Here is a 26237-nt window from a genome sequence, read left to right on the forward strand (position 1 = left end):
CCGCCAGCGCGGCGGCCTGCGCCAGCCGGGCCTCCTCGGCCCGCTGCAGCGCCTCCTCCGCCCGGCGCCGCTGCTCCTCACGCGCCAGGTCGCGCTGCCGCTGGAGCTCCGCCCGGGCGGCCGCCTCCTCGGCGAGCCGCTTGCGCTCGGCCTCCTCGGCGGCCCGGCGCGCCTCTTCCTCGGCGCGCCGCTTCGCTTCCTCCTCGGCCCGGAGGCGGGCCTCCTCCTCGGCCTTCTTCCGAGCCTCCTCGGCGGCCTTGCGCGCGGCCTCGGCTGCGGCCCGCTCGGCCTCCTCCTTCGCCAGCCGCTCCTTCTCGGCCTGCTCGGCCCGCAGCTGCGCCAGCACCTCCTGGCGCTTGCGCTCGGCGGCCTCCTCCTCGGCCTTCTTGCGGGCCTCCTCCTCGGCCCGGCGCCGCGCCTCCTCGGCCGCCTTCCGCTCCCGCTCGGCGCGGGCGGCCTTCTCCTGCTCGGAGAGCGGCAGCTCGCGGTCGAGCCGGTGGCGGATCGCGGTGGTGACGACACCGGGGGCCTGGCTGCCGTCGACGACGAGGTAGCGCGCCGCATCGGCCGCGGCGAGCGCCAGGAAGCCGGAGCGGACCCGCTGGTGGAACTCGGTCGGCTCGGACTCCAGCCGGTCCAGGGCCTCGGTGAACCGCTCCCGGGCCCGGGTCGGGTCGACGTCCAGGACGACGGTCAGGTCGGGCATCAGCCCCCCGGTCGCCCAGCGCGAGATCCGGGCGACCTCGGTGGCGGCCAGGTCGCGGCCGGCGCCCTGGTAGGCGATGGAGGAGTCCATGTACCGGTCGGTGATGACCACCGCGCCGCGGGCTAGCGCCGGGCGGATCACGTTCTCGACGTGCTCGGCCCGGTCGGCCGCGTAGATGAGGGCCTCGGCGCGGTGCGAGAGGCCGGTGTTGCCGACGTCCAGGACGAGCCCGCGCAGCCGCTGGCCGACCGGGCTGCCGCCGGGCTCGCGGGTGAGCACGACCTCGTGGCCCTTGCCGCGGATCCACTCCGCGAGCGCCTGGGCCTGGGTGGACTTGCCGGCGCCGTCGCCGCCCTCCAGCGCGATGAAGAAGCCGGTGCCCGCCCGGTGCGGGGCCGGGCCGGTGGCGCCGCGCACCGCGTCGGCGAGGTCACGGCCGAACGGCACGGTGCCGCGCCGGTCGTCGGCGCGCAGCAGCACGACGGCGGCCAGCCCCAGGGTGAGCAGTCCGGCGGTGGCGACCGCGAGGGCCGCGCCGCCGTGGATGAAGGTGAACGAGCCGGGCTCGACCGTGCCGTACTCGACCTCCCCGTAGGCGGCGGCGATCAGCGGGACGCCGACCAGCGCGGCGCCGACCACGGCCCGCAGCACCGCGTACAGGTGCTCGGTGACCTGGGGCAGCCGGACCTCCTCGACCTCTTGGGCGAGCAGGGTGCGGCCGGTGGAGATCGCCACCCCGGCGGCCAGCGCGGCCAGCACGGTGAGCAGCAGGACCAGCACGAAGTCCACCACCAGGCCGGCCAGGATCAGCGCGACGCCCTCGGTGAGCAGGGCGAGCGCGAGCAGCCGGCGGCGGGAGAGCGAGGGCAGCACGGACCGGGTGAGCCGGACGCCGAGCGAGGGGACGCCGGTGGCGGCCAGCACCAGCAGGCCGTAGCCGATCGGCCCGGCGCCGTGCTCGGCGGCGGTCAGCAGGGCCAGCGCGGCGACGCCGGCCATCGTGGCGTACCCGGCGGCGACGGCGAAGGTGAAGTAGGGGGCGGAGCCGGTGCGACCCTTGGCCAGGGCCGGGCCGGGGGTCGCGTCGGCCGGGGCGCGCAGGCCGCGCAGCGGCGAGACCGGCGGTACCCGGACGGGGCCGCCGGGCAGCTCCTGGAGGTGCACCCGGGCGGCCGAGACGGCGAACAGGGCGGCCGCCCCGAGCGCGGCGAAGGTGGCCTGGTGGGCGCGCAGCCAGTCCGAGCCGAGCGCGGCGACGACGTTGTTGAGCAGCGTGAGCGCGACCAGCGCGGCCGCGCCGAGCGGCACGGTGGCCCAGCCGGTGCGGTGGTCCAGGGTCCGGACGGTGGCCAGGTCGGCGGCGGACGGGCGCTGCTCGGCCGCCGGGGCGTACACGTCGGCGGGCGGCAGCAGTGCGGGGACGGCGGCGGCCTTGGCGATCGCCCAGACCCGTTCGGCGGCGCCGGTCAGGAAGACGGTGGCGAGCAGCACCCAGGTCGCGGCGCCGGAGCGCTCGGGACCGGAGCCCAGCCAGACGATCCACCAGGGGGCGACGCCGATCAGCACGGCGCGCAGCGCGTCGGCGCCGAACAGCGTCCAGCGCCGGTCGAGCCTCCCGCTGAGCAGCCCGTGCACGGGGCCGAGCAGGGCGGCGCCGACCAGTCCGGTGGCGGCCAGCCGGGTGGCGAGGACGGCGGCGACGGCGAAGGCGAGGCTGCGCGGCGGGTCGCCGAACGGCCCGCCGAACACCGCGGCGATCACGGTGAGCATCAGCAGTACCAGCAGGCCGAGCCGGTCGGCGGTGCCGCCGATCAGCTGGGTGGTCCACAGCCGCCGGTAGGGGCGCAGCCGCAGCAGCGCCCGGATCCGCTCGCCGGCGGTACCGGCGGGCGCGGTCTCCGGCCGGTCGGGCACGCCGGTGCCGGCGGCCGCCGCGGCGCTGGGGGTGGGCTGCTCCTCGCTCGTCATACGGTCAGCGTAGCGGTCGGGGGATGGCGCAAAAGAGGGGAGCGCGGCTCCGGAACGGCACCGCCGCCGGGTTGTGACGATCCGCGCACGTCCCTGTCACGCCCGGTCCCCGGGTCCGCCGGGGCGGATCGGCGAACGGTTCGGGCCCGCGCCGCCGGGGGCGGACACGGGCCCGGGTGCGACCGACCGGGGGTCAGCCCTCGTCGGTGGCGGTGGTCTTGCTCGCGGCGGTCTTCTTGGCCACCGCCGTCTTGGTGGCGGCCTTCTTCGCGGTGGTGGTCTTCTTCGCCGCCGTCTTGGCCGCCGTGGTGGTCTTCTTGGCGGCCGTCTTGGTCGCGGTCTTCTTGGCCGCCGCCTTCTTCGCCGGGGCCTTCTTCGCCGTCTTCTTCACCGGTCCGCGCGCCCGCTTCTCGGCGAGCAGCTCGTAGCCGCGCTCGGGGGTGATGGTCTCGACGGCGTCGTCCTTGCGGAGCGTGGCGTTGGTCTCGCCGTCGGTCACGTACGGCCCGAACCGGCCGTCCTTGACCACCACCGGGCGCTCGCTGACCGGGTCGGTGCCCAGCTCCTTGAGCGGCGGCGCGGCGGCGGCGCGGCCGCGCTGCTTAGGCTGGGCGTAGATCGCCAGCGCCTCCTCCAGCGTGACCGTGAACAGCTGGTCCTCGTCGGCGAGCGAGCGGGAGTCGGTGCCGCGCTTCAGGTACGGGCCGTAGCGGCCGTTCTGCGCGGTGATCTCCACGCCCTCCTGGTCGACGCCGACCACCCGCGGCAGCGAGAGCAGCTTCAGCGCGTCCTCCAGCGTGACGGTGTCCAGCGACATCGTCTTGAACAGCGAGGCGGTCCGCGGCTTGACGGCGTTCTTGCCGGTCTTGGGCGTGCCCTCGGGGAGGATCTCGGTGACGTACGGGCCGAACCGGCCCTTCTTGGCGACCAGCTGGTTGCCGCTGACCGGGTCCGCGCCGAGCTCGTAGTCGCCGCTGGGGCTGGCCAGCAGTTCCTCGGCCAGCTCGACGGTCAGCTCGTCCGGCGGCAGCTCGTCCGGGATGTCGGCGCGCTGGCCGGGCTCGCCCTCGACCTCGGAGGCGCGCTCCACGTACGGGCCGTAGCGGCCGACCCGCAGGGTGATGTCGTCGCTGACCCGGAACGAGCTGATCTCCCGGGCGTCGATCGCGCCGAGGTCGGTGACCAGTTCCTTCAGGCCGCCCAGGTGGTCGCCGTCGCCGTTGCCGGCCTCGGCGGCGCCGCCGGTGGCGACACCCTCGCCCTCGCCGAAGTAGAAGCGCTTGAGCCACGGCACGGACTGCGCCTCGCCGGCCGCGATCCGGTCGAGGTCGTCCTCCATCTTCGCGGTGAAGTCGTAGTCGACCAGCCGGCCGAAGTGCTTCTCCAGCAGGTTGACCACGGCGAAGGAGAGGAACGACGGCACCAGCGCCGTCCCCTTCTTGAAGACGTACCGGCGGCCGATGATGGTGTCGATGATCGAGGCGTAGGTGGAGGGGCGGCCGATCTCCCGGTCCTCCAGCTCCTTGACCAGCGAGGCCTCGGTGTAGCGGGCCGGCGGCTTGGTGGCGTGGCCCTCGGGGGTGAGCTGCTCGGCGGCCAGCGGGTCGCCCTCGGCGACCTGCGGCAGCCGGCGCTCGCGGTCGTCCAGCTCGGCGTTCGGGTCGTCGGCGCCCTCGACGTAGGCCTTGAGGAAGCCGTGGAAGGTGATGATCTTGCCGGAGGCGGAGAACTCGACGTCCCGGCCGTCGGCGGCCCGGCCGCCCACCTTCACGGTGACCGACTGGCCGACCGCGTCCTTCATCTGGGAGGCGACGGTGCGCATCCAGATCAGCTCGTAGAGCTTGAAGTCGTCGCCGCTCAGGCCGGTCTCGGCGGGGGTGCGGAAGCGGTCGCCGGAAGGGCGGACCGCCTCGTGCGCCTCCTGCGCGTTCTTCACCTTGGAGGCGTAGGTGCGCGGCGCGTCCGGCAGGTAGTCGGCCCCGTAGAGCTGGGTGACCTGCGCGCGGGCGGCGGAGACGGCGGTGTCCGACAGCGTGGTGGAGTCGGTGCGCATATAGGTGATGAAGCCGTTCTCGTACAGCTTCTGGGCCACCTGCATGGTCCGCTTGGCGCCGAAGCCCAGCTTGCGGCTGGCCTCCTGCTGGAGCGTGGTGGTGCGGAACGGCGCGTACGGCGAGCGGCGGTAGGGCTTGGACTCGACGCCGCGCACCGCGAAGGCGGTCTGCTCCAGGGCGGCGGCCAGCGCGCGGGCGGCCTGCTCGTCCAGGTGGAGGGTGTTGGCACTGTTGGCCTTGAGGCGGCCGTCCTGGCCGAAGTCGCGGCCGCTGGCGATCCGCTTGCCGTCGACGGCGATCAGCCGGGCGCCGAAGCTCTCCGGGTTGGCCGCGTCGGCCGCGGTGCGGCCGGTGCCGAAGGTGCCGACCAGGTCCCAGTACGAGGCCGAGCGGAACGCCATCCGCTCGCGCTCGCGCTCGACGACCAGCCGGGTCGCGACCGACTGCACGCGGCCGGCCGACAGCTTCGGCATGACCTTCTTCCAGAGCACCGGCGAGACCTCGAAGCCGTACAGGCGGTCGAGGATGCGACGGGTCTCCTGGGCGTCGACCAGGCGCTGGTTCAGCTGGCGCGGGTTGGCCACCGCCTCCTGGATGGCGGACTTGGTGATCTCGTGGAACACCATCCGGTGCACCGGCACCTTGGGCTTGAGCACCTGCTGGAGGTGCCACGCGATGGCCTCGCCCTCGCGGTCCTCATCGGTGGCGAGGAAGAGCTCGTCGGACTCCGCGAGCAGCGACTTCAACTTGCTGACCTGGGACTTCTTGTCCGCGTTGACCACGTAGATCGGCGCGAAGTCGTGGTCCACGTCCACACCGAGCCGGCGCACCTCACCGGTGTACTTGTCCGGGACCTCGGCGGCCGTGCTGGGGAGGTCGCGAATGTGCCCGACGCTCGCCTCGACGATGTAGCCGGGGCCCAGGTAGCCCTTGATCGTCTTCGCCTTGGCCGGCGACTCGACAATGACGAGTCGCTGTCCGTGCGCGGTCTCGCTGCTCGGGGACACCTTCGCTCTTCTCTCCCGGTCGTTACGTGAGCTGGTCGGCGCTGGCAGCACGGGCTGCGCTCCGCCCGACCCCTCCACCGTCCCGGGGCTGCCGCTGTACGACGACCCCACCAGCGGAGTGTGACCGTACCCCGGCCACCCTTGTCAAACGGACGGATCCCGCAATTTCACCGGCAAGGCCGACCGACGCCACTCGAACGGTAACCCGAGGGCGGCGCATCGCGCCCTGCGGAGGGGGGCTTCGGCGGGTTTCGAAGGATGGAATGACGGATTTCAAAATCTGTCAACGGAATATCCGCCCCCGGATCCGGCCGGTGCGGGACCGTCGCGATCCGTCCCGCGGGGGCTCGGGCCGGACTCGGTGGAGGCTGGGCCGGACTCGGTGGAGGCCCGGCCGGGGGACGGCTACCCGGCGGCGACCAGCAGAAGTGCCCCGGCGGCCAGGCAGCCGAGGCCGAGCGCCGTCCACAGCAGGTCGGCGACGAGGGCCCGCGGACCGGTCTCCTCCGGCGCGAGCACGGCGAGGCCGGGACGGCGGGGATCGTAGGCGATCCGGACGGAGGTGCCCGGGACGAACCGGGGCGGGCGCCGCAGCGGGGTGTGGCCGCGCGGGCGGGTCAGCACCAGCTCGCAGGCGTCGACGGCCAGGACCCCGTGTGCTCCGGCGCCGTACGCTCCCGCCGAGCCGACGGCCGCGGGCTCGGTGGCGAAGGAGAGCAGCGGCGCGCTGTCGAGTTCGCCGTGCGCGTCGGACTCGGCGACCACGGTCGCGAGGACCGTCCGCCCCCGGCGGCGCACCCGACGGCGCACGCGCGCTTCGGCGGCGCACCAGAGCAGGAGTGCGCCGCCGAAGAGGGCGAGTACCGCGCCCCCCGCCGTCGCCGTCGTCGTGTCCACCCCAGCCGCCCCCAGCTCTGTCCACAGCCTGTGGACAGAGCCTCACAGCCCACGGCCAACGAGGGGCAGATCTTAGGCGAACAATCGAAGAACCAGGGGGAACCGGGTGGTGAACCGACGGCGCCCCGGGCACCACCGGCCAGGGCGCCGCTTCGGCCGCCGGCGCCCGGCTCCGGGGGCTCGGCCCACCGGCGCTCGGCTCACCGGCGGGCGGCCCGCCCAGGCTCAGCCCACCGGCCGGATGAACCCCTGCTCGGTGAGCAGCCGCAGCGACTCCGGCACCCGGTCCCGCAGCACCACCCGGTCCTCGCCGAGCAGCCGGGCGATCGCGTCGACGATCTCGCCCGCCGCCAGCGTCCCGTCGCAGACCCCGACGAAGCCGGCGCCCACCGTGTCGACCTTGGTGGCCCGGCGCATCCCCCGGTTGTGACGGAGGATCACATGCTCCGGGTCCTCCGCCCCCGGAGCGCCCACCTGCTCCTGGACGACCTCGTCGGCCAGCACGTACCGCGCCGCCAGCAGGGCCGCGTCGTCGTGGGTGCGCAGGAAGTCCTGCCGGTCGAACCACTCCTCGATGTGCGGGCCGAGCGGCTGCTCCACCGGGTGCGGCCACTCCTCCACCCGGACGGTCGGCTGCGCGGCGCCGCTCGCCCGCAGGGTGATCCAGCCGAAGCCGATGCCCTCGACCCGGCCGGCCTCGAAGGCGTCCAGCCACTCCCCGTACCGGGCCCGGTAGTCGCCGCCCGGACCGCGGTGGTCGCCGCCGTCGCGCAGCCAGAGCTCCGCGTACTGGGCCACGTCCTGCACCTCGCGCTGGACGACCCAGGCGTCCAGCCCGGTGCCGGCCACCCAGCCGGCCAGCCGGTCGTGCCAGTCCTCGCCCCTGACGTGCTGCCAGTTCGCCAGCAGCTGGCAGTAACCGCCCGGTTCCAGGTGGTCGGCGGCCGAGCGGACCAGGCTGCGGCAGAGGTCGTCGCCCGCCATCCCGCCGTCCCGGTAGGTGAACCGGCCGGCCGGCGAGATCACGAACGGCGGGTTGGAGACGATCAGGTCGAAGCGCCGCTCGCCCACCGGCTCGAAGAGGCTGCCGGTGGCGGTCTCCGTGTTGTCGAAGCCCGACAGCGCCAGGGTCAGCTCGGTGAAGCGCAGCGCCCGTGCGTTGAGGTCGGTGGCGGTCACCCGCTGGGCGTGCCGGGCGGCGTGCAGCGCCTGCACGCCCGAGCCGGAACCGAGGTCCAGCACCGAGCGGACCGGCCGGCGCACCGTGATGTTGGCCAGTGTGGTGGACGCGCCGCCCACCCCGAGCACCAGGTCCTTGCGGGCCACGCCGTGCGCGGTCTCGCCGGAGCCGATCCCGCCCGCGCCGCCGACCGAGCAGCCCAGGTCGGAGACCACCCAGGCGTCCGAACCCGGCAGCCCGGCGACCTCGTTGGCGTACGGGCGGATGTCCACGGTGGCGCGCACCAGCTCGCCGTCCGGGCGCAGCCAGCCGTCGGTCAGGCAGTCCTCCACCGGCAGCGCGGCGGCGGCCGCCTTGTACGGCACGGGCTGCTGCAGCAGGAAGAGCCGCACCAGCGTCTCCAGCGGGCTGCCGCCGCGGGTCGCGCGCAGCGCGGGGACCGCCTCGCTGCGGGCCAGCGCCGCGTACCCGGTGGGCCCGAGCAGGTCCAGGCAGCCGTCGGCGGTGTACGAGGCGGCGAGCAGCGCCTCGCGCAGCTTGGCGAGGCGGGTCGGGTCGAGAACGGGGCTACTGATCACCCCGCCATTGTCCCCCGCGCGGTCGCCCGCGCCCGCCCTCCTCGCCCGCTCCTCCGGGGCCTCCCCGCCGCCCCTGCACCGCCGCCCCCTCGGCCGGGGGCCGAGGGGGTGCGGGTTCGAACGCGGGTACCTGCGCGGGGGTACCCGAGCGGGGTACGGCGCGAGGCGGGGGCGGGTGCGGTCCGGTCAGCCCGCCGAGGGGGTGGCGGCCGGGGTGGTCGGTGCCGGGGTGGCGGCGGGGTCGCTCACCGCCGGGCTCGCGCCGTCCGTGGCTCCCGCCGCGGGCGTGCCGGTCGGTGCGCCGGTGGCCGCGTCCGTCGGCGTGGCCGCCGCGCTTCCGGTCGAGCCCCCGGTCGGGGCGGCGGCCGCCGCCCCCGGCTTGCAGCCCTCCTGCTTGGCCATCGCCGCGCCCAGTTCGCCGCGCTGAAGCTTGCCCTGCGCCTGCGTGGAGAGCGCGGACAGCTGCCGGATCTGGTCGCCCACGCTGCGCAGCCCGTCGGCGAACTTCGACTGGTCGTCCACGGCGAGCTCGGACAGCTTCTTCTGGACGTCGAGGTAGCCGTCGGCCGCCTTGTTGAGCTCGGCGACGGTGTCCTTCTGCAGGGTGCCGCCGTCGTCCACCTTGGGGGCACCGGCCCCGTCGATGGCCGCGGCGATGTCCTGGTTGGTCTTGGCCAGCTGTCCGATGTCCGTCGAGAGCCTCTTCTGGAGGTCGGCGGGGCCCTCTCCGGTCTTCACCTGCCCGGTGTCCGCCAGCGCGGTCTGTGCCTGGGCGATCGGGTCCTTGGCCGCGCCGCACACCTTCGCCGCCCAGGACTCCAGCTGCTTGCTGTTGTCGTCGCCGCAGCCGACGGCGCCGAACGCGAGCAGCGCCCCGAGCGCGGGTACGGCCAGCAGTCGCTTGTTCACCGGGAGAAGCCCTTTCGGTTTCGGTCGTCGAACTGCGAACCTACACGTCCGCCGTTCGACTCCCGGTTCCCGCCCGGGCCTCCTCCCGCTCTCCCGCCCGCACCGCGCGAAGCCGCGGGCCGCTGCGGAACGCGACGCCGCAGGTCACGCTTCCGCAGGGTCTCGACACGGCAGGCCTCGGCGTCGTCGGCCCCGGCCCCGGCGCCGAGCCGGGCACGGGTGGCGACGCCGGCGCGGGCGCTCAGCGCGCGAGGGCGTCCACCGAGGCCGGCCAGCTCATCCGGATCAGCCCGCCGCCGGCGCCGGCGGTGACCTCCAGGTCCTCTACCAGACCGGTGAGCACCGCGAGGCCGAGGGCGTCCTCGTCCGGCTCGCCGCCGTCTGCCGTGCCGTAGGTCGGGACGGTGTCCAGGCCAGCCTCGTCCTCGACCTCGATGAGGAAACGCTTCTGCTGGTCGATCAGTGCGACGCGCACCGCGCCCTTGACGTCTCCACGCCGGTGCAGACCCACCGCGCGCGAGCATGCCTCGCCGACGGCCAGCCGCACCTCGTCGAGCACCGACTCGTCGACCCCGGCCCGTCTGGCGACTGCCGCGGCTACCAGCCGGGCCGTCCGCACGTGTTCGGGAAGCGCGCTGAATCGAAGTTCGACGGTTGCCATCTCTTCCCCCTCGGGGTGCTCCGACCGGGGCCGGGCTCACGGCCCCTGCGGGCCGGTGTCGACCGGCCCTGGGGCGACCGGACCGGCCGGGGCACGCGGCCCCGGCTCCCGGACGCATAGGGATCGGGCGGGTCGGCCGCCAGGGGCCGACCCGGCCGGGTCAGTCGGTCCTGCTGATCAGTCGGTCGCCTGGACGGCGTCGTCCACCGAGGTGTGGATCGGGAAGACCTTGGTCAGACCGGTGATCCGGAAGATCTTCAGAATGCGCTCCTGGTTGCACACCAGGCGCAGCGAGCCCTCGTGGGCACGCACCCGCTTCAGGCCGCCCACCAGCACGCCGAGGCCGGTGGAGTCCAGGAAGTCCACGCCCTCCATGTCGACGACGAGGTGGTAGCTACCGTCGTTGACGAGCTCGACCAGCTGCTCGCGCAGCTTGGGGGCGGTGTACACATCGATCTCGCCGCCAACCTCGACGACCGTGCGGTCGCCGACTGTACGGGTCGACAGGGACAGGTCCACGGAACCTCCAGCACCTTGCCTTGCTACGTCATTGCGGTCCTCGGCCGGTCGGCCGCCACCGCATGGTCGCGAGCTCCGGGCGCACCCAGCCAGTGCGTGGCAAGCCTCAGCGCTGCGACCCCCGGCCGTACGGCCGTCACGGCCACATTCAACCACCTGCGACCATGCCCGCACGATGGCTTAGGACGATTCTCCGTCACGCCGGTGACACACTGGGTCCTCATGCCGCCGCGTCACAGCCTGCCCGAGGCACTGCTCACGACCCTGTCCACCACCCGAGGGCGGTCGGACCGGCTCACCCATACGGAGCACCTTCCCGCCCGGCCCGCCCGTTATGCGCCGTGGCCCGACTGGATCCGGCCCGAGATCACGGAGTCCGCGCGGGCCACGGGCGTCCGGCAGCCCTGGGCCCACCAGGCGGAGGCGATGAACCTGGCCAAATCCGGTCAATCTGTGGTGATCGCCACAGGGACCGCCTCGGGCAAGTCCCTCGGCTACCTGGCCCCGGTGCTCTCCGACCTGCTGGAGGGCACCGAGGCACCCAACGGCCGCGGCGCCACCGCGCTCTACCTCGCCCCGACCAAGGCGCTCGCCGCCGACCAGCGCCGCCGGGCCGCGGAACTCGCCCCGCCCCGGGTCCGGGCCGCCCTCTACGACGGCGACACCCCGCCCGAGGAGCGCGAGTGGGTCCGCCAGTACGCCTCGTACGTCCTCACCAACCCGGACATGCTGCACCGCGGCATCCTGCCCGCGCACGCCCGCTGGTCCTCCTTCCTCAAGACCCTGCGCTACGTCGTGGTCGACGAGTGCCACGGCTACCGCGGCGTCTTCGGCTCGCACGTGGCCCAGGTGCTGCGCCGACTGCGGCGGATCTGCGCCCGCTACGGCTCCTCGCCGGTCTTCCTGCTCGCCTCCGCCACCACCGCCGACCCGGCCGTGACCGCCCGCCGCCTCACCGGTCTGCCCGCCGAGGCGGTCACCGAGGACGGCTCCCCGCGCGGCCCGGTGGTCTTCGGGCTCTGGGAGCCACCGCTCACCGAGAACGTCGGCGAGCACGGCGCGCCGGTCCGCCGGACCGCCACCGCCGAGGCCGCCCACCTGCTGACCGACCTGGTCGAACGGGAGACCCGGACCGTCGTCTTCGTACGCTCGCGGCGCGCCGCCGAACTCGTCGCCCTACAGACCCAGGACCAGCTCGGCCGACCGCTCGCCGACCGGGTCGCCGCCTATCGCGGCGGCTACCTCGCCGACGAGCGCCGGGCCCTGGAACGCGAGCTGCACTCCGGCCGGCTGCTCGGTCTCGCCTCCACCTCCGCCCTCGAACTCGGCGTCGACATCTCCGGCCTGGACGCCGTCCTGATGGCCGGCTACCCGGGCACCCGGGCCTCGCTCTGGCAGCAGGCCGGCCGGGCCGGCCGCGAGGCCCAGGGCGCGCTCGCCGTCCTGATCGCCCGCGACGACCCGCTGGACACCTACCTGGTGCACCACCCGGAGGCACTGTTCGCCACCCCGGTCGAAGCCACCGTGCTCGACCCGGACAACCCGCACGTCCTCGCCCCGCACCTGTGCGCGGCGGCCGCCGAGCTGCCGCTCACCGACTCCGACCTGGAGCTGTTCGGCCCCTCGGCCGCGCCGCTGCTGCCGGTGCTGGAACGGCGCGGGCTGCTCCGTCGGCGCGGCGACGCCTGGTACTGGACCCGCCGTGAGCGGGCCGCCGACTCCGTCGACCTGCGGGGCAGCGGCGGCAGCCCGGTGCAGATCGTCGAGGCGCCGACCGGTCGGCTGCTCGGCACCGTGGACGCCTCCGCCGCCCACACCACCGTGCACACCGGCGCCGTCCACCTGCACCAGGGCCGCAGCTACCTGGTCAAGGACTTCGACCTGGACAGCTCGGTCGCCCTGGTCGAGCCCGCCGACCCGCCCTACACGACGTCCGCGCGGGACATCACCTCCGTTTCCGTGCTTTCGACCGACACCACCGTCGACTGGGGCGAGGGCCGGCTCAGTTTCGGTTCGGTGGAAGTGGTCAACCAGGTGGTCGGCTACCTCCGCAAGCGGATCTCCACCGGCGAGATCATGGGCGAGAGCAAGCTCGACCTGCCGCCCCGGACCCTGCGCACCCGGGCCGTGTGGTGGTCGGTCACCGAGGACCAACTGCTCGACGCGGACATCCCGCCCGACCAGCTGCCCGGCGCCGCCCACGCCGCCGAGCACGCCTCGATCGGCCTGCTCCCGCTCTTCGCCACCTGCGACCGCTGGGACATCGGCGGCGTCTCGGTGCCGCTGCACCCCGACACCGGGCTGCCCACCGTGTTCGTCTACGACGGCCACCCCGGCGGGGCGGGCTTCGCCGAACGCGGCTTCCGGCGGGCCGCGCAGTGGCTGACCGCCACCCGGGAGGCGATCGCCGCCTGCGAGTGCGAGCGCGGCTGCCCGTCCTGCGTGCAGTCGCCCAAGTGCGGCAACGGCAACGACCCGCTGGACAAGGCGGCCGCCGTCCGGCTGCTGGACGTGCTGCTGGCCGGCGCTCCCGCCGACGCTGGACCGCCCGACCGGGACGGAGAAGCCGGACCGGTCGGACCTCTCGAACCGTCCGGCGGGGCCGGAGGGGCCGCGCCGACCCACGCGGCGAAGGCGGCCGAGGCTGCGGAGGCTGCGGAGGCGGCCCGGGCGGGCGAGCGGGAGGAGGAGCGGGACGAGGGCGGCCGCCCCACCGGGGAGGGCCGGCCGGGCGCTTCATGAGCCGCCTCCGGTCTGCCCGGCGCCGCCCAACGCGGCCCGCGCGTCCTCGTCCGTCGGCGCCACCGGCGCCCTGATCGGTCCGGCCCGGGCCCGCGCCCGCGCCGGACCTACCGGCAGGCGCGAGCTCAGCCCGGCGACGGGCACCTGTGCCACCACCTCGACGGCGTCCGCCGCCAGGTCCACCGTGCAGGAGACCACGGCGGCCTCCTGCGCGGCCGCAACGGCGCCGGCTCGACCGCAGCCGCCGTCCGCGTCCAGCAGCAGCCGGTCCGCCGCCGCGAGCGCCGCCAGGTCGGCGGCGGACTCCGCCCGATGGCGGGCGCCGACCACCGCGCCCACCGAGAGGGCGGCGGTGCACACCAGACAGCCGAGCAGTGCGCAGAGCAGCAGCCACACCGTCGCCGACCCCGCGTCCTCCCGACGCGCCCTCAGCCCGGCCACGAGCCCGCACCTCCCTCCGCGCCCGGCAGGGTGTCCTCCCGGGCCGCGACGGCGGTGGCGCTCAGCCGAACCGCGAGCACCTCCGCGAACCGCCCCGGCGCCCCGTAGGGCGCGTCCACGGTGACCCGGACGGTGTCCGGCGCCAGGTCGACCAGGACCGCCGCCCCGGCCGGCGCGGCCGCCCGCGCCACCCCGGCGGCATCCGCCTCCCCGCGTGCGGCCGCCCTGGCTCCCACCCGGGCGGCGTCGACACACCGGAGCTGCGCCGCCGCCGCGAGCACGGCCCAGACCAGCAGCACCCCCAGCAGCACCAGGGCCGGCAGCGCGACGGCGGTCTCGGCGGTGACGAACCCGGCATCGCCCCGCCGGGTCCGCCGCCACCGTCGCCACCGTCGCGTCGGCCGGTCAGGCCACATGGAGCGCCCGGTCCAGGGCCCCGGCGAGCGCTTCTAGCACGGCCGTGCTGGTCGCCACCTTGTACAGCCCGGCCCCCAGCGCGCACGCCCCGAGCGTGCCGACCGCGTACTCCGCCGTCGTCATCCCCGCGTCCGGGCCGCCCCGGCCCCGGATCCGTCGCCGGATCACGGGCCGGACCCGGTGCACCTTCCGGGGGGCGGTGACGGCCACGGGCTTGATCGCCACGTTCATGGTTTCCCTCCTTGCCTCGAACCATCGATTCGTCTCGGTGTTGCGGTGTTGCGGTGTTGCGTCACAGCGCCTGCGAGAAACGGCTGGTGAGCCCCATGACCACCGGGGCGACACCGATCAGGACGAACGCCGGGAGAAAGCACAGCCCGAGCGGCGCCGTCGCGAGCACCCCGGCGCGGCGGACCCGGGCGTGCGCCGTCCGCACGGCCTCGGCCCGCCGACCGCTCGCGAGCCCGGAGAGCGCTGCCGCCGCCGGGGCGCCGCTCAGGCTCGTCCGCACCAGGCACCGGGCCAGCGGTGCCAACGGCGGATACGCCTCTCCGAGCCGGTGCCAGCAGACCTCCGGCGGTGCCCCCAGGGCCAGCTCCGCCGCGGTCGACAGCAACCGCGGTCCCATGGGGGCGTCCACGCTCGCGCCGACCGCCGCCACGGCCTCCGCCGGTGAGGCCGCCGATCCGAGGCAGGCCGCCAGCAGCTCTGCAGTGAGGGGCAGCTGCCGCACGAGCCGCGCCTCCTCCAGCGCCGCCCGCCGCTGTGCCGGGGACCGCGCCCGCGGCATCCAGCGGTGCAGCCCGACCGCCAGCAGTCCGCCCGCCACCATGCCTCCCGGTCCGCCGAAGAAGGCCGCAGCCCCGAGCCCGGCCGCCACCGCCGTCGCCGCCCGCCGGAGCCGACCCGGAAGGACGGGGCTCCCCCGCGCCGTCGGCCACTGGTCGGCCCTCCGCCGCCGAGGCGGGTCGTCGGCGTCCAGCAGAACGCCGGCCCTCCGCCGGGCCCGCCACTCGCCGCGGACCCGACCGGCGGCCACCACGACCAGCAGCACCCCCGCACCGGCCACCGCCACTGCGGCCCGCTCCGTCGGCCAGGTCATCCGCACCCCACCTCCCGGTGGAACGCCCCACTCGGCCGACCGGGCCGGGCGCGGGTCCGGCTGATCCCGCACCGCCACTCCTCCGGAGACGGCCCGGTCTCCCGCACCGGGGCGGAACCCAGGGCTCCCTCGGCGGCCGCCCGGACGATCCGGGCCGTCCAGGCCAGACCCAGCGCCTCCAGGGCCGCGCCCGCCAGCAGGGAGGCCAGCCCGGCGGGCGTGTGGAGCAGGACCTCCAGCGGCCTGGCCCCGAGAGCCGCGCCCAGCAGCAGCCCGGCGAGCGGCAGGGCCGCCAGGACCGCGATCGTGGTGCGCGGCGCCGCCAGCTCGGCGGCGATCTCCTCCGTGAGGGCCCGCTCGACCCGCAGGGCCTCGGCCACCCCGTCCAACCCCGCCGCCAGACCCGACCCACCGGAGGAGGCGACCTCCCAGCAGGCGGCGACCGCCGCCGCACCGCTTCCGCCCGGCAGTTCGGCGATCAGCCGGAACGCGGCCGGCACGTCCGCGCCGTAACGGCCGGCCGCGAGCCGCGCGACCGGCTCGGCCCCGAGCCGGCGCAGTGCCGCGGGATCGGCGGCGATCCGGGTGGTCACCAGGTGCAGCGCCTGCTCGGGCGTAGCCCCGCCGCGCAATTCGCCGGCCAGTCCGGCGCAGAGCTCCACCACGGCCGCCGCCCGGTGCCGCGCCTCGGCGGCCGTCGCGCGCCGCAGCCGCCAGCGCCGGACCGGCAGGACCGCCGCGACGGCCGCCAGCACCGGGACGGGCGATCCCGTCGCCCACCCGGCCGCCAACCCGCCGGGCAGGAGAAGCAGTTCGGGTGCACTCCGGACGGGCCGCCAGAGCCCGCCCCACCACCGCGCGACCGCGGCCGCCGCACCACCCATGCCGCCACCGACGTCACCTCCACCGTCGGCGGGGACGCCGCTGTCACCCGCCAGCACCGCACCAGCCCGACGAACGCCCGCCGCCTGCCGCTGCAGCCCGCACCAAGCCGCCACCGCGGCCCCGCACAGCACCATCACCCACCACACCGCCAACCCGTCCACCACCACGACGCCACCTCCCTGACCGACGACACCGACACCGCTCCACCTGCCGACCACCCGGCCGGGCCAGCGCCGGCCGCCACCCGCTCAACCACCCCGGCCGCCGCCGTCCCGTCCCCTTCGCCTCCCCGGTCCGCCGCCCGGCCCGAGGAGCAGCAGGGCGCCCGCCGCACAGCCGCCCATCAGCAGCGCGAACGCCACCTCCGCCCACCCGGCCGTCACGGCGGATCCCCCTCGACGCCGGCTCCCCGGGCGGCGAGCAGGCCGGCCAGCCGCCCCCAGCCGGGGCCCGGCACGGTGGCGCCGTCCGCCGTGAAGGTCACCGCCGGGCTGGTGACGGCGAGTCCGTGCCGGTCGCCGCCCAGGGTGTGGATCTCGGCGACCCGCCGCCGCCCGGTGCCCGGGTCACGCACCAGGTGCACCACCAGGTCGAGGGCGGCACGGAGTTGGCTGTGCAGGGCCGGGCGGTCCAGCCCGGCCAGCGAGCCGAGCGCCTCCAGCCGGACCGGCACGTCCGCCGCCGTGTTGGCGTGGACCGTCCCGGTACCGCCCTCGTGGCCCGTGTTGAGGGCGGCGAGCAGATCGGCCACCTCCGGGCCGCGCACCTCCCCGATCACCAGCCGGTCGGGCCGCATCCGCAGCGCCTGGCGGACCAGGTCCCGAAGGGTGAGTTCGCCCAGCCCCTCCTGGTTGGGTGGGCGGCCCTGGAGCCGCACCACGTGCGGGTGGTCGGGTCGCAGTTCGGCGGAGTCCTCGGCGACGACGATCCGCTCCTCCGGACCGACCAGGCCGAGCAGCGCCGCGAGCAGTGTGGTCTTCCCCGTGCCGGTGCCCCCGCTGACCAGCAGCGAGAGCCTGGCCCGCACCACGGCCGCCAGCAGCTCGCCGCCGCGCGACGGGAGCGCCCCGGCGGCCACCAGCTCGTCGAGGCCGAACGGCCGGGGGCGGCACACCCGCAGCGAGATGTGGGTGCAGCCGGCCGCGATCGGCGGCAGGACGGCGTGCAGCCGGGTGCCGTCCGGCAGCCGGGCGTCCACCCACGGCCGCGCGTCGTCGAGCCGCCGGCCAGCCGCGGTGGCGAGGCGGTGGGCCAGTCGGCGCACCGCCTCGGGATCGGCGAAGCGGACGCCGGTGGCCCGGCGCAGACCGCCGCCGCGGTCGAACCAGACCTCCTCCGGTCCGTTGACCAGGACGTCCGTGACGTCGGGCGCCGCCAGCAGCCGGTCCAGCGGGCCCGCACCCACCAGTTCGGCGCAGAGCGAGCGCACGGTGTCGAGGGCGTCGTCGCCGCCGAGCGGAGGTCTGGCGGCGCGCAGCGCGGTCGCCACCGAGCCCGCGGTCGGCGGCGCCCCGGACTCGGCCAGCCGCAGCCGGACGGCGTCCACCAGCGCGGCGGCGCGCTCCTCCCGCGCCGTCCTGCCGTAGGGGTTCGGTCCGGGACGGGCAACGGCCGCCGGGGCGGTCCCGGGGACCGGGACGCTCCGCAGCACCCGCCGCTCGCGCGGCCCGTCACGGCCCCGGTCGGCTCCCGGCTCGTCACCGATCCTGCGCAGACGCACCATCAGAAGACACCTCCCTCGACGGCCGGGACCGGCGGCAGCACCTCGTCCAGGAACGCCCCGCAGAAGCGCGCGAGCGGTCCGCCCTCCCGGATGCCGGGCGGGACGCCCTGCTCGAGGTCGACGGCCAGGCCGGGCTCCGGCTCCAGCACCCCGGCGAGCTGCATCCGCAGTCCGCGGGCGACCCGGTGCGCGGGGAGCCCGAGGGGCCCCGGCGACCGCACCACCGCCCGCAGGTCGTCGAGCCGCATCCGGACCGACGCGGCCACCCGGTCGGCGGCCGCCACCGCGCGCAGCTCGGCCGGGACCACCAGCAGCGCCGTGTCGGACTGCTCCAGCGCCTGCCCGGCCGCCGGATCCAGCCGCCGGGGCACGTCGACCACCACGAGGCCGCCCCGACGGCGGGCCGCGGCCAGGACGCTGCGCATGGCCTCGGGCGGCACCGCGAGGGTGTCGCCGCGGTCCCAGGACAGGCAGGACAGGGTGCCGAGCCGCTTGAGCGCGGGCAGCGCCCGGGTCAGCTCGGCGCCGTTCACCCGGCCCCGGGACCCGGCGAGGTCCGGCCAGCGCAGACCGGCGGCCGTCTCGCCGCCGAGCAGGATGTCGAGCCCGCCGCCGAGCGGGTCTCCGTCGACGAGCACGGTGCGCAGTCCCCGGCGCGCGGCGGTGACCGCGAGCGCGCAGGCCAGGGTGGAGGCGCCCGCGCCGCCCCGCCCGCCGAGCACGGCGACGGTGCGCGCCGGGGCGCCACCCCCCTCGGCGGCGTCGGCGACGCGGTCGAGCAGCCAGGCCTCGGCATCGGGCAGGAACAGCACGTGCTCCGCACCGAGTTGGACGGCCCTGACCCAGACGCCCGCGTCGTCGAGGTCCGTCCCGAGCAGCAGCACCCCGGGTCGGCGGGGCAGCCCGGCGCACTGCCCGGACCGGTCGTCGCCGACTAGGACCAGCGACGCGCCCTCCCAGAGCTCGCGCGGCGGCGGAGCGCCCCGGATCAGCCGCGGATCGGTCCCGGCCGCCGCGCAGATCCGCAGCAGCTGCTCGGCCAGGCCGTCGTCCCCGGTGAGCACGAGCGGCCCCGCCGGCTCCGGCCCGTCGGTGGTGGCGCGGTCGGTGATGGGCTTCGTCATGGCGGCTCCCCTGTCGTCCTGGTGTCCGGTCGGTCCTGGCGGCCGGCCGCCGCGCCCGGAGCACGGGCTCGGCGACCTCCGCCGGACCTCACGGTGGACGGTGATCCCGATTCCGGCCGACTGCTTCCGAATGCCTGTGGACAACTCGGGGGCTGTGGACGAAAACGTTCACCCACACGGGGGGCTATTGGACAAAGAATTGACGAAACGGGCTCACGGAGATGAACCGGCATACCGGCGCGCCCGGATAGCGCGGCGCGGACCGCGCACTCCCCAGGGCAGGTCCGGACACTTTCCCGAAGCCGCGGGGGCAGGAGTCGGCCAGCAGCAATGCCCTACGGACTCTCTACGGAGAGTGACGAAAACGGGGAAGCACCCCCATCCGCCGACACCCCCTGTAGACGCCCACGGCGCCCACGGGCAGATCCCCGCGGCAGGCCGTTCAAGCCCTGAAAATGGCCCCGGACGTGCGACGACCCCCGCCGGGGGGGAGAGCGGGGGTCGTCTATCCACGGCCCGACTCGGGGGGGAGGAGCCGGACCGGGTTAGCACGGTCGCGAACGATCCGTGACTTCCATGGTGTACCCGAGCGGCCAGAAACACAAACCCGCACGCCCGCGAGTACGCCGAATGGCGGGCTGTTTTGCGGCGCCCTCTATCCTCGGTTCCCGTGGACACCACCGAGAACGCCGACGAGCACGCCGACGAGTCCCCGGACTCCACCGCCGCAGCCGCCGGGACCGACGGGACGCCCGGGCCCGAGGGGACGACCGTGACCGGCGCGGGCCCCGGAACGGCCGGCTCCGCCCCGTCCGGAGCCCGCCCGCCGACCGTACGGCCGCACCCGGCCGGACCGCGCACCGCCGCCTTCTTCGACCTCGACAAGACGATCATCGCCAAGTCGAGCGCCCTGGCGTTCAGCCGCCCCTTCTACCAGGGCGGCCTGATCAACCGTCGGGCCGTCCTGCGAAGTGCGTACGCCCAGTTCGTCTTCCTGGTGGGCGGCGCGGACCACGACCAGATGGAGAAGATGCGGGAGTACCTCTCCGCACTGACCCGGGGCTGGAACGTGCAGCAGGTCCGCGAGATCGTCGCCGAGACCCTGCACAACCTGATCGACCCGATCATCTACGACGAGGCCGCCTCGCTCATCGAGCAGCACCACGCCGCCGGCCGCGACGTGGTCATCGTCAGCAGCTCCGGCTCCGAGGTGGTCGAGCCGATCGGCGCGCTGCTCGGCGCCGACCACGTGATCGCGACCAGGCTGAAGATCGAGGACGGCTGCTACACCGGCGAGATCGAGTACTACGCCTACGCCGAGAACAAGGCCGCAGCGATCCGGGAGCTGGCCGAGGTCGAGGGCTACGACCTGGCCGAGTGCTACGCCTACAGCGACTCGTCGACGGACCTGCCGCTGCTGGAGGCGGTCGGCCACCCCTCGGCGGTCAACCCGGACCGGGCGCTGCGCAAGGAGGCGGTGGCCCGCGAGTGGCCGGTGCTGGTCTTCGACAAGCCGGTGGAACTCCGGCGCCGGCTCCCGGAATTCTCGGCGCCGAGCCGCTCGGTGCTGACGGCGGTGGCGGTCGGCACGGCCGCGCTGACGGCCGGGGTCATCTGGTACGCCGCCCGGCGCCGTCGCCCGGCGGCCTGACCGCAGAGCGTTGGACAAAACGGTCAAAAGCCGAGAACGGAACTTTTCGGGTTCCCCTTTCGCCCGAAACGCGATACAAATGAAGCACGGCCCGCGAGACCCGGTCAGGACCGAAGAGGTCAAACCGACAACGCAGTTCAGGCCCCACGGACCGCCGTACAGATGACCGAGCACCCACATGCAGCCGACCCGCTGTCGGGCCGCCGGACCAGACGAACGGGCAGGATCCCCGTCTGATCGGCACTTCCGGTGCATGCATGGTCACCCGGCATCTGTGCCAGCGGCGGCACCTGGCAGGATCAGGTGCCGCCGCATCTCGCTGTCCGGGCCCGGAAGTCGGGGCCGGACACCCGCTCCCAGCGCTCAGACCATGCCGCGCTGCATCGCCTCGCAGACCGCCGTGCTCTCCCGCACTCCGAGCCGCAGCGCCCGGCCGCAGTGCCCGATCCAGGCCGCCAGTCCCTCCGGCGTCCCCGCCAGATAGCCCGCCAGCGCCCGCCGGTAGGCGTCCGTCCCCAGCTCCACGAGGCCGACCTCGGCCGGGCAGATCGACTTCGGGTCGAGCCCCTCGGCGATCAGCACGATCCGCTGGGCCGCCCGGGCGATCAGGCCGTTGTACGCGCCGAACGGCCGCAGCGCCAGCAGTTCGCCGTGCACCACCGAGGCGACCACCAGGGCCGGCGTCCCGACGCCCTGGCCCTCCGCGCGGGCCACCAGCAGCCGGGAGAGCTGGTCGAGGCGGGCGGCGACCTCTTCCGGGCCGGGCGCCGCGGGCAGCACCGGCACCGGCCCGCCCGTCGGCGCGCCGGTCGACTCGGCGGCCGGGCCGTGCTCCGCCGCGACGCCCTCCACCGGCTTCAGTTCCAGCGGGAACGGTTCGTCGGTGCCCTCGCCGCCCTGCCGCGGGCGGCCCGCCGCGGGGTCGGCGTCACCGACCGCCAGCAGATGCAGCCTGGCCAGCACCTGGAGCGGCGAGTGCCGCCAGATGCTCAGCAGCTGGCCCGCCTCGGCCGCGACCCGCAGTGCGGCGCCCACCGCGCGGGCCTCGGGGTCCGCGCCGAAGTCGCTGCGCCGCCGGACCTCCTCCAGCGACCAGTCGGCCCCGGCCAGCGCCGCCGAGGCGCGGGCGCCGCGCAGGGCGGACTCGGAGGTGACCTCGGCCGCGCGGCGGCGCATCACCCGGTGGCCGTAGAGGCGGTCGACGGCCTTGCGCACCTCGGCCACCGCGTCCGGCACTCCGGGGAGCTGGGCCAGCGGGGCGAGGGGATCTGTTCCAGTGCTCACCTACCCGAGAGTAATGACCCGGACGCCCCGGCCGGAACAGCAACCTCACATCACCCGTTAGAGGCAATCCTCACTTCCCGCCCGTCCGCAGGCCCAAACCCCGATAGCATGACCACTGTCGAAGACGATAACGATTTCCAACTCGGGGGGAATCGTCGACCTCGCCGCGGCGCGCAGCCGCGACCGCGGCGGGCCCCAGGAGCGAGAGCCGGAGTCCCAAGATGAAGATCGCCTTCGTCGGCAAGGGCGGCAGCGGCAAGACGACGCTGTCCGCGCTGTTCATCCGCCACCTGGCCGCCGCGGGCCGACCGGTCCTCGCCGTCGACGCCGACATCAACCAGCACCTCGGCCCCGCGCTCGGCCTGACGGACGAGCAGGCCGCCGCGCTGCCCGCGCTCGGGGCCCACCTGCCCGCGATCAAGGAGTACCTGCGCGGCAGCAACCCGCGGATCCGCTCCGCCGAGGAGATGATCAAGACCACCCCGCCGGGCCGGGGCTCGCGGCTGCTGCGGATCGTCGAGGAGAACCCGGTCTACGCGGCCTGCGCCCGCCCGGTCGCGCTCGACGAGGGCTCGGTGCGGCTGCTGGCGACCGGCGCGTTCACCGATGAGGACCTCGGCGTCGCCTGCTACCACTCCAAGGTCGGCGCGGTCGAGCTGCTGCTCAACCACCTGGTCGACGGCCGGGAGGAGTACGTGGTGACCGACATGACGGCCGGCTCCGACTCCTTCGCCTCGGGCCTGTTCACCCGCTTCGACCTCACCTTCCTGGTCGCCGAGCCCACCCGCAAGGGCGTCTCGGTGTACCGCCAGTACCGGGACTACGCGCACGACTTCGGGGTGCGGCTGCGGGTCGTCGGCAACAAGGTGCAGGGCGCCGACGACCTGACCTTCCTCCGCCGGGAGGTCGGCGAGGACCTGCTGACGACCTTCGGCCAGTCCGACTGGGTGCGCCGCCTGGAGCAGGGCGCGCAGCCACCCCTGCAAGCCCTCGAACCCGCCAACCGCGCCGCGCTGGACGAGCTGCGCACCACGGCCGACGCCGCGCACGAGCTGCGCGACCCGCGCCGGTACACCGAGCAGGCCGTCCACTTCCACCTGCGCAACGCCGAGAGCTGGGCCAACGCCAAGGTCGGCACGGACCTCGCCGCCCAGGTCGACCCGGACTTCGTGCTCGGCGGCCGGGCCGCACCGGCAGGCGAGCCCACCACCGCCGGCGCGGTCGGCTGAGCCGGCGCCCCCAGCAGCAGCACCCACGGGCCGCGGTCCCCCGCACGGGGGCCGCGGCCCGCTCGCGCGCCCGGCCCGCACCGCTCCCGACAGGCCCGCCACCAGCAGATTCCCGTCCGTTCGGCCACCACCCAATGGGGTGAATCAGGCCGTTATTCACTGTCGCTTCGAATGACGCTGTGCAAAGCTCTCATTACCCTCGGTTTACCGAGTCTTGATGTTCCGCTTCCGTCCCGGTGTCCCTCGCCGTGGCCTGGCTCCTCCCAGTGCCCCGCCGAGCGACCGCCGGGCGGCCCGATGGACCGAAGCCCGGCCGGTGACACCCCGCACTCCCGGCCCGACCGCGCCATCCCGCCACACCGTCGCGACCCACGACAGCCGATCCGCTTCACCGAGCCCACGCCCGGACTCACCGCCGGACCTGACTGCGTTCGTTTCCCCGGACAGACGGGAACACCCATGACCCTCGACATCTCCAGCGCCCCCATCGCCTCCGACACCACCGACCACGCACCACCGGGCCGACGTCCCCGCGACGTCTGGACACGGGACCTCTCGGCCTCCCTGGTGGTGTTCCTGATCGCCGTGCCGTTCTCCCTCGGCATCGCCCTGGCCACCGGCGCCCCGCTCACCGCCGGGCTGGCCGCGGCGGCCGTCGGCGGCATCGTGGTCGGCCTGTTCGGCGGCACCCCGCTGCAGGTCAGCGGCCCCTCCGCCGCGCTCACCGTGATCACCGCCGGGCTCATCGCCCAGTACGGCTGGCAGGCCACCTGCGCCATCACCCTCGCCGCCGGCCTGCTCCAACTCCTTCTCGGGGTGCGCCGGGTGGCCCGCACCGCGCTGGCCGTCTCGCCCGCCATCGTGCACGGCATGCTGGCGGGGGTCGGCCTCGCCATCGCCATCGCCCAGCTGCACGTCGTCCTCGGCGCTTCGCCGCAGAGCTCGGCGCCGGCCAACCTGACCGCCCTGCCCGGACAGTTGGCGACCCCTCACCCCGCGGCCCTGGCCGTCGGCGCGGTCACCGTCGCCGTGCTGCTCGGCTGGTCCCGGCTGGAGCGGCTCCCCGGCCGGTACGGGGAGTTCGGCGCCCGACTGGCCAAGGTCCCCGGCCCGCTGGCCGCCGTCGCCGCCGCCACCCTGCTCGCCGTCGCGCTGGACCTGCGGATCGCCCGGGTCGAACTGCCCGCCTGGCAGCTTCACGGCCTCGCCCCCGACCTGCCGCACGGCGCGCCGCTCGCCGTCCTCGGCGCCGTCCTGACCGTCACCGCCGTGGCGAGCGTCGAGTCACTGCTCTCCGCCGTCGCGGTCGACCGGATGTCGCGCCGCACCGGGGACCTCGACCGCGAGCTGCGCGGCCAGGGCCTCGCCAACCTGGTCAGCGGACTGGTCGGCGGGCTGCCGATCGCCGGCGGCGCGGTGCGCAGCACGGCCAACGTCCGGGCCGGGGCGCAGAGCCGCCGGTCCTCGGTGCTGCACGGCGTGTGGGTGCTGGCGGCCGCGCTGGCGCTGGCCGGAGGGCTGCGCAGGATCCCGCTCGCCGCGCTCGCCGCCCTGGTGCTGGTGGTAGGCCTGCAGATGGTGAGCTTCGCGCACATCCGCAAGGTGCACCGGCACCGCGAGTTCCCCGTCTACCTGACCACCGTGGTCGCCGTGGTGCTGCTCGGGGTCCTGCCCGGGGTGGCGCTGGGCGCGGGGACGGCCGTCCTGCTCGCGCTCTACCGGCTGACCCGCGCCCATGTGGACGTCCTGGCCGGCCCCGACGGCTCGTTCACCGTGGAGACCCACGGCCCGCTCACCTTCACCGCGGTGCCCCGGCTCAGCCGGGCGCTGGCGGGCATCCCGGCCGGCGCCGAGGTCACCGTCGTCCACGACGGCTCCTTCCTGGACCACGCCGCCTTCGAGACCGTGCACACCTGGCGCAGCGCCCATCAGGCGGGCGGCGGACGGGTGTCGATGGTGACGCGCCGCCAGGACGATGAGGTGCTCGACCCGGACGGCACCGTCCGCACCGGCAGCTCCCCCGGCCCGCACCGCTGCCGCGCCTGGACCCCTTGGGTCGGCCACCACTGCATCGAGCAGCAGGAGGACCCGCACGGCCGGCTGCTGGACGGCGTCCGGGTGTTCCAGCTGCACACCGCCCCGCTGGTGCGGCCCGAGCTCGCCCGGCTCGCCCGGGAGGGGCAGACACCCTCCCAGCTCTTCCTGACCTGCGCCGACTCCCGGATGGTCACCAGCATGATCACCAACAGCGGCCCGGGCGACCTCTTCACCGTACGCAACGTCGGCAACCTGGTGCCGGCGCCGCACGAGCCGGGTGCGGCCGACGACTCGGTGGCGGCCGCGGTGCAGTACGCGGTCGAGGTACTGGAGGTACGGTCGATCACCATCTGCGGGCACTCGGGCTGCGGGGCGATGAAGGCCCTGCTGGACGGCGTGCACGAGCAGCCCGGCCGGCCCACGCCGCTGGCCCGCTGGCTGCGCAACGGCCGCGGCTCGCTGGACCGGCTGCGCAGGGTCCCGGCGGAGTTCGCCGACCGCCCGGCGGTCGACCTGACCGAGCAGCTCTGCATCACCAACGTCGTCCAGCAGCTGGACCAGCTGATGGCCAACCCGGCGGTGGAGCGGCGGGTGGCCGAGGGGACCTTGAGGCTGGTCGGCATGTACTTCGACCTCGCCACCGCGCAGGCCTACGTGCTCGACCGGGAGAGCGGTCGGTTCGGCCCGGTCGAGGCCGCGCCGCCGGCCGTCGCACCGGCACCGGTCGCGGTAGGAGCGGCGGGGGCGGCAGGAGCGGCAGAGACAGCACCGGCGCGAGCGCGGGCGCAGCGGGCGTCCACCCTGCGGCAGGAACCCGACACGCCCGGGCGTGTGGACGGATTCGAACAGGTCCCGGCCACCGGTACCTCCGCCGGTGATCCGGTCCGGGGCGGCGGAGGTCCCGGCCTGGCCGCCTGAGAGCCGGGCCCGCGTCCCGCCGGGCGGGCCAAGGACGCGGGCCCACCTCCCCGTACCGCCCCGGGGCGGCACTGACCTCGGGCGGTCGTTCGACGCCCGGTCAAAGGTCTACACCAATTACCCGGAGCCTCTTGTCAACTGACCTCTTCGCCTGGTGAGCTGTGCGCTGGGACACACGGGACAATCCCCACGCACGGGAAACGAC

Annotated in this window: 19 protein-coding genes; 4 read left to right on the top strand and 15 right to left on the bottom strand. The window is 75.3% G+C overall.

Annotation, left to right across the window (positions count from 1 at the left end; genetic code table 11):
• The 7 genes from tmk to bldG form a co-directional block, all read right to left on the bottom strand.
• Window positions 1-2674, bottom strand: a 2674-nt coding sequence (gene tmk / locus ACFVFS_RS30050; protein ID WP_380627971.1) for a dTMP kinase, incomplete at its 3' end; no start/stop codon positions are given.
• A gap of 193 nt (window positions 2675-2867) precedes the next feature.
• On the bottom strand, window positions 2868-5735 hold the full coding sequence (topA, locus tag ACFVFS_RS30055; RefSeq protein ID WP_380627972.1) for a type I DNA topoisomerase: 2868 nt from the start codon (window positions 5733-5735) through the stop codon (window positions 2868-2870).
• 405 nt (window positions 5736-6140) lie between these two features.
• Window positions 6141-6632, bottom strand: coding sequence for a DUF3592 domain-containing protein (locus ACFVFS_RS30060; protein WP_380627973.1), 492 nt, complete (start codon window positions 6630-6632; stop codon window positions 6141-6143).
• 225 nt (window positions 6633-6857) lie between these two features.
• Window positions 6858-8390 (bottom strand): methyltransferase, encoded by a 1533-nt coding sequence (locus ACFVFS_RS30065; protein WP_380627974.1) that lies wholly within the window; start codon window positions 8388-8390, stop codon window positions 6858-6860.
• A gap of 186 nt (window positions 8391-8576) precedes the next feature.
• Window positions 8577-9299 carry a small secreted protein gene (locus ACFVFS_RS30070; protein ID WP_380627975.1) on the bottom strand — a complete coding sequence of 241 codons (723 nt, stop codon included), beginning with the start codon at window positions 9297-9299 and terminating at the stop codon, window positions 8577-8579.
• A gap of 241 nt (window positions 9300-9540) precedes the next feature.
• Window positions 9541-9960, bottom strand: a complete 420-nt coding sequence (locus ACFVFS_RS30075) for an ATP-binding protein (RefSeq protein WP_380627976.1) — start codon at window positions 9958-9960, stop codon at window positions 9541-9543.
• 177 nt (window positions 9961-10137) lie between these two features.
• The gene (gene bldG, locus ACFVFS_RS30080) at window positions 10138-10479 is read right to left on the bottom strand and encodes an anti-sigma factor antagonist BldG (protein WP_030310770.1); all 342 of its coding nucleotides are present in this window, start codon (window positions 10477-10479) and stop codon (window positions 10138-10140) included.
• A gap of 222 nt (window positions 10480-10701) precedes the next feature.
• Between bldG and ACFVFS_RS30085 the strand changes: the two genes are divergently transcribed.
• Window positions 10702-13221 carry a DEAD/DEAH box helicase gene (locus tag ACFVFS_RS30085; RefSeq protein ID WP_380627978.1) on the top strand — a complete coding sequence of 840 codons (2520 nt, stop codon included), beginning with the start codon at window positions 10702-10704 and terminating at the stop codon, window positions 13219-13221.
• Here ACFVFS_RS30085 and ACFVFS_RS30090 read toward each other — a convergent pair.
• From ACFVFS_RS30090 to ssd, 7 genes are all read right to left on the bottom strand, one after another.
• Complete coding sequence (locus ACFVFS_RS30090) at window positions 13216-13662, bottom strand: Rv3654c family TadE-like protein (protein WP_380627979.1); 447 nt, start codon at window positions 13660-13662, stop codon at window positions 13216-13218. The genes ACFVFS_RS30085 and ACFVFS_RS30090 overlap by 6 nt on opposite strands.
• Complete coding sequence (locus ACFVFS_RS30095) at window positions 13650-14078, bottom strand: TadE family type IV pilus minor pilin (RefSeq protein ID WP_380627980.1); 429 nt, start codon at window positions 14076-14078, stop codon at window positions 13650-13652. Before ACFVFS_RS30095 ends, ACFVFS_RS30090 begins: the two co-directional genes overlap by 13 nt.
• Window positions 14068-14310 (bottom strand): DUF4244 domain-containing protein, encoded by a 243-nt coding sequence (locus tag ACFVFS_RS30100; protein WP_380627981.1) that lies wholly within the window; start codon window positions 14308-14310, stop codon window positions 14068-14070. The genes ACFVFS_RS30095 and ACFVFS_RS30100 overlap by 11 nt, the downstream gene beginning before the upstream one ends.
• Before the next feature lie 61 nt (window positions 14311-14371).
• On the bottom strand, window positions 14372-15181 hold the full coding sequence (locus ACFVFS_RS30105; protein ID WP_380627982.1) for a type II secretion system F family protein: 810 nt from the start codon (window positions 15179-15181) through the stop codon (window positions 14372-14374).
• Complete coding sequence (locus ACFVFS_RS30110) at window positions 15178-16233, bottom strand: type II secretion system F family protein (protein ID WP_380627983.1); 1056 nt, start codon at window positions 16231-16233, stop codon at window positions 15178-15180. The genes ACFVFS_RS30105 and ACFVFS_RS30110 overlap by 4 nt, the downstream gene beginning before the upstream one ends.
• Before the next feature lie 212 nt (window positions 16234-16445).
• A complete protein-coding gene (locus tag ACFVFS_RS30115) occupies window positions 16446-17789 on the bottom strand; it encodes a TadA family conjugal transfer-associated ATPase (RefSeq protein ID WP_380627984.1) in 1344 nt (447 codons plus the stop codon).
• Complete coding sequence (ssd, locus tag ACFVFS_RS30120; RefSeq protein ID WP_380627985.1) at window positions 17789-18913, bottom strand: septum site-determining protein Ssd; 1125 nt, start codon at window positions 18911-18913, stop codon at window positions 17789-17791. Before ssd ends, ACFVFS_RS30115 begins: the two co-directional genes overlap by 1 nt.
• 670 nt (window positions 18914-19583) lie before the next feature.
• Between ssd and ACFVFS_RS30125 the strand changes: the two genes are divergently transcribed.
• Window positions 19584-20564, top strand: coding sequence for an HAD family hydrolase (locus tag ACFVFS_RS30125; RefSeq protein WP_380627986.1), 981 nt, complete (start codon window positions 19584-19586; stop codon window positions 20562-20564).
• Between the two features lie 363 nt (window positions 20565-20927).
• Here the strand turns inward: ACFVFS_RS30125 and ACFVFS_RS30130 are convergent, their stop codons facing one another.
• Window positions 20928-21848 carry an oxidoreductase gene (locus tag ACFVFS_RS30130; RefSeq protein WP_380627987.1) on the bottom strand — a complete coding sequence of 307 codons (921 nt, stop codon included), beginning with the start codon at window positions 21846-21848 and terminating at the stop codon, window positions 20928-20930.
• Window positions 21849-22069: 221 nt separating this feature from the next.
• On the opposite strand from ACFVFS_RS30130, the gene ACFVFS_RS30135 reads away from it, so the two are divergent.
• Window positions 22070-23077 carry an ATP-binding protein gene (locus ACFVFS_RS30135; RefSeq protein WP_380627988.1) on the top strand — a complete coding sequence of 336 codons (1008 nt, stop codon included), beginning with the start codon at window positions 22070-22072 and terminating at the stop codon, window positions 23075-23077.
• A 459-nt stretch (window positions 23078-23536) separates the two neighbouring features.
• Window positions 23537-26032, top strand: a complete 2496-nt coding sequence (locus ACFVFS_RS30140) for a SulP family inorganic anion transporter (RefSeq protein ID WP_380627989.1) — start codon at window positions 23537-23539, stop codon at window positions 26030-26032.
• Window positions 26033-26237 lie beyond the last annotated feature (205 nt).

It is taken from the genome of Kitasatospora sp. NPDC057692 (genome assembly GCF_042799475.1).
Lineage (GTDB): Bacteria > Actinomycetota > Actinomycetes > Streptomycetales > Streptomycetaceae > Kitasatospora.

Coding starts and splice junctions, on each gene's coding strand:
- ssd (WP_380627985.1), bottom strand. CDS start 18,913: ATGACGAAGCCCATCACCGACCGCGCCACCACCGACGGGCCGGAGCCG.
- ACFVFS_RS30100 (WP_380627981.1), bottom strand. CDS start 14,310: ATGAACGTGGCGATCAAGCCCGTGGCCGTCACCGCCCCCCGGAAGGTG.
- ACFVFS_RS30085 (WP_380627978.1), top strand. CDS start 10,702: ATGCCGCCGCGTCACAGCCTGCCCGAGGCACTGCTCACGACCCTGTCC.
- ACFVFS_RS30105 (WP_380627982.1), bottom strand. CDS start 15,181: ATGACCTGGCCGACGGAGCGGGCCGCAGTGGCGGTGGCCGGTGCGGGG.
- ACFVFS_RS30095 (WP_380627980.1), bottom strand. CDS start 14,078: ATGTGGCCTGACCGGCCGACGCGACGGTGGCGACGGTGGCGGCGGACC.
- ACFVFS_RS30140 (WP_380627989.1), top strand. CDS start 23,537: ATGACCCTCGACATCTCCAGCGCCCCCATCGCCTCCGACACCACCGAC.
- ACFVFS_RS30115 (WP_380627984.1), bottom strand. CDS start 17,789: ATGGTGCGTCTGCGCAGGATCGGTGACGAGCCGGGAGCCGACCGGGGC.
- ACFVFS_RS30135 (WP_380627988.1), top strand. CDS start 22,070: ATGAAGATCGCCTTCGTCGGCAAGGGCGGCAGCGGCAAGACGACGCTG.
- ACFVFS_RS30075 (WP_380627976.1), bottom strand. CDS start 9,960: ATGGCAACCGTCGAACTTCGATTCAGCGCGCTTCCCGAACACGTGCGG.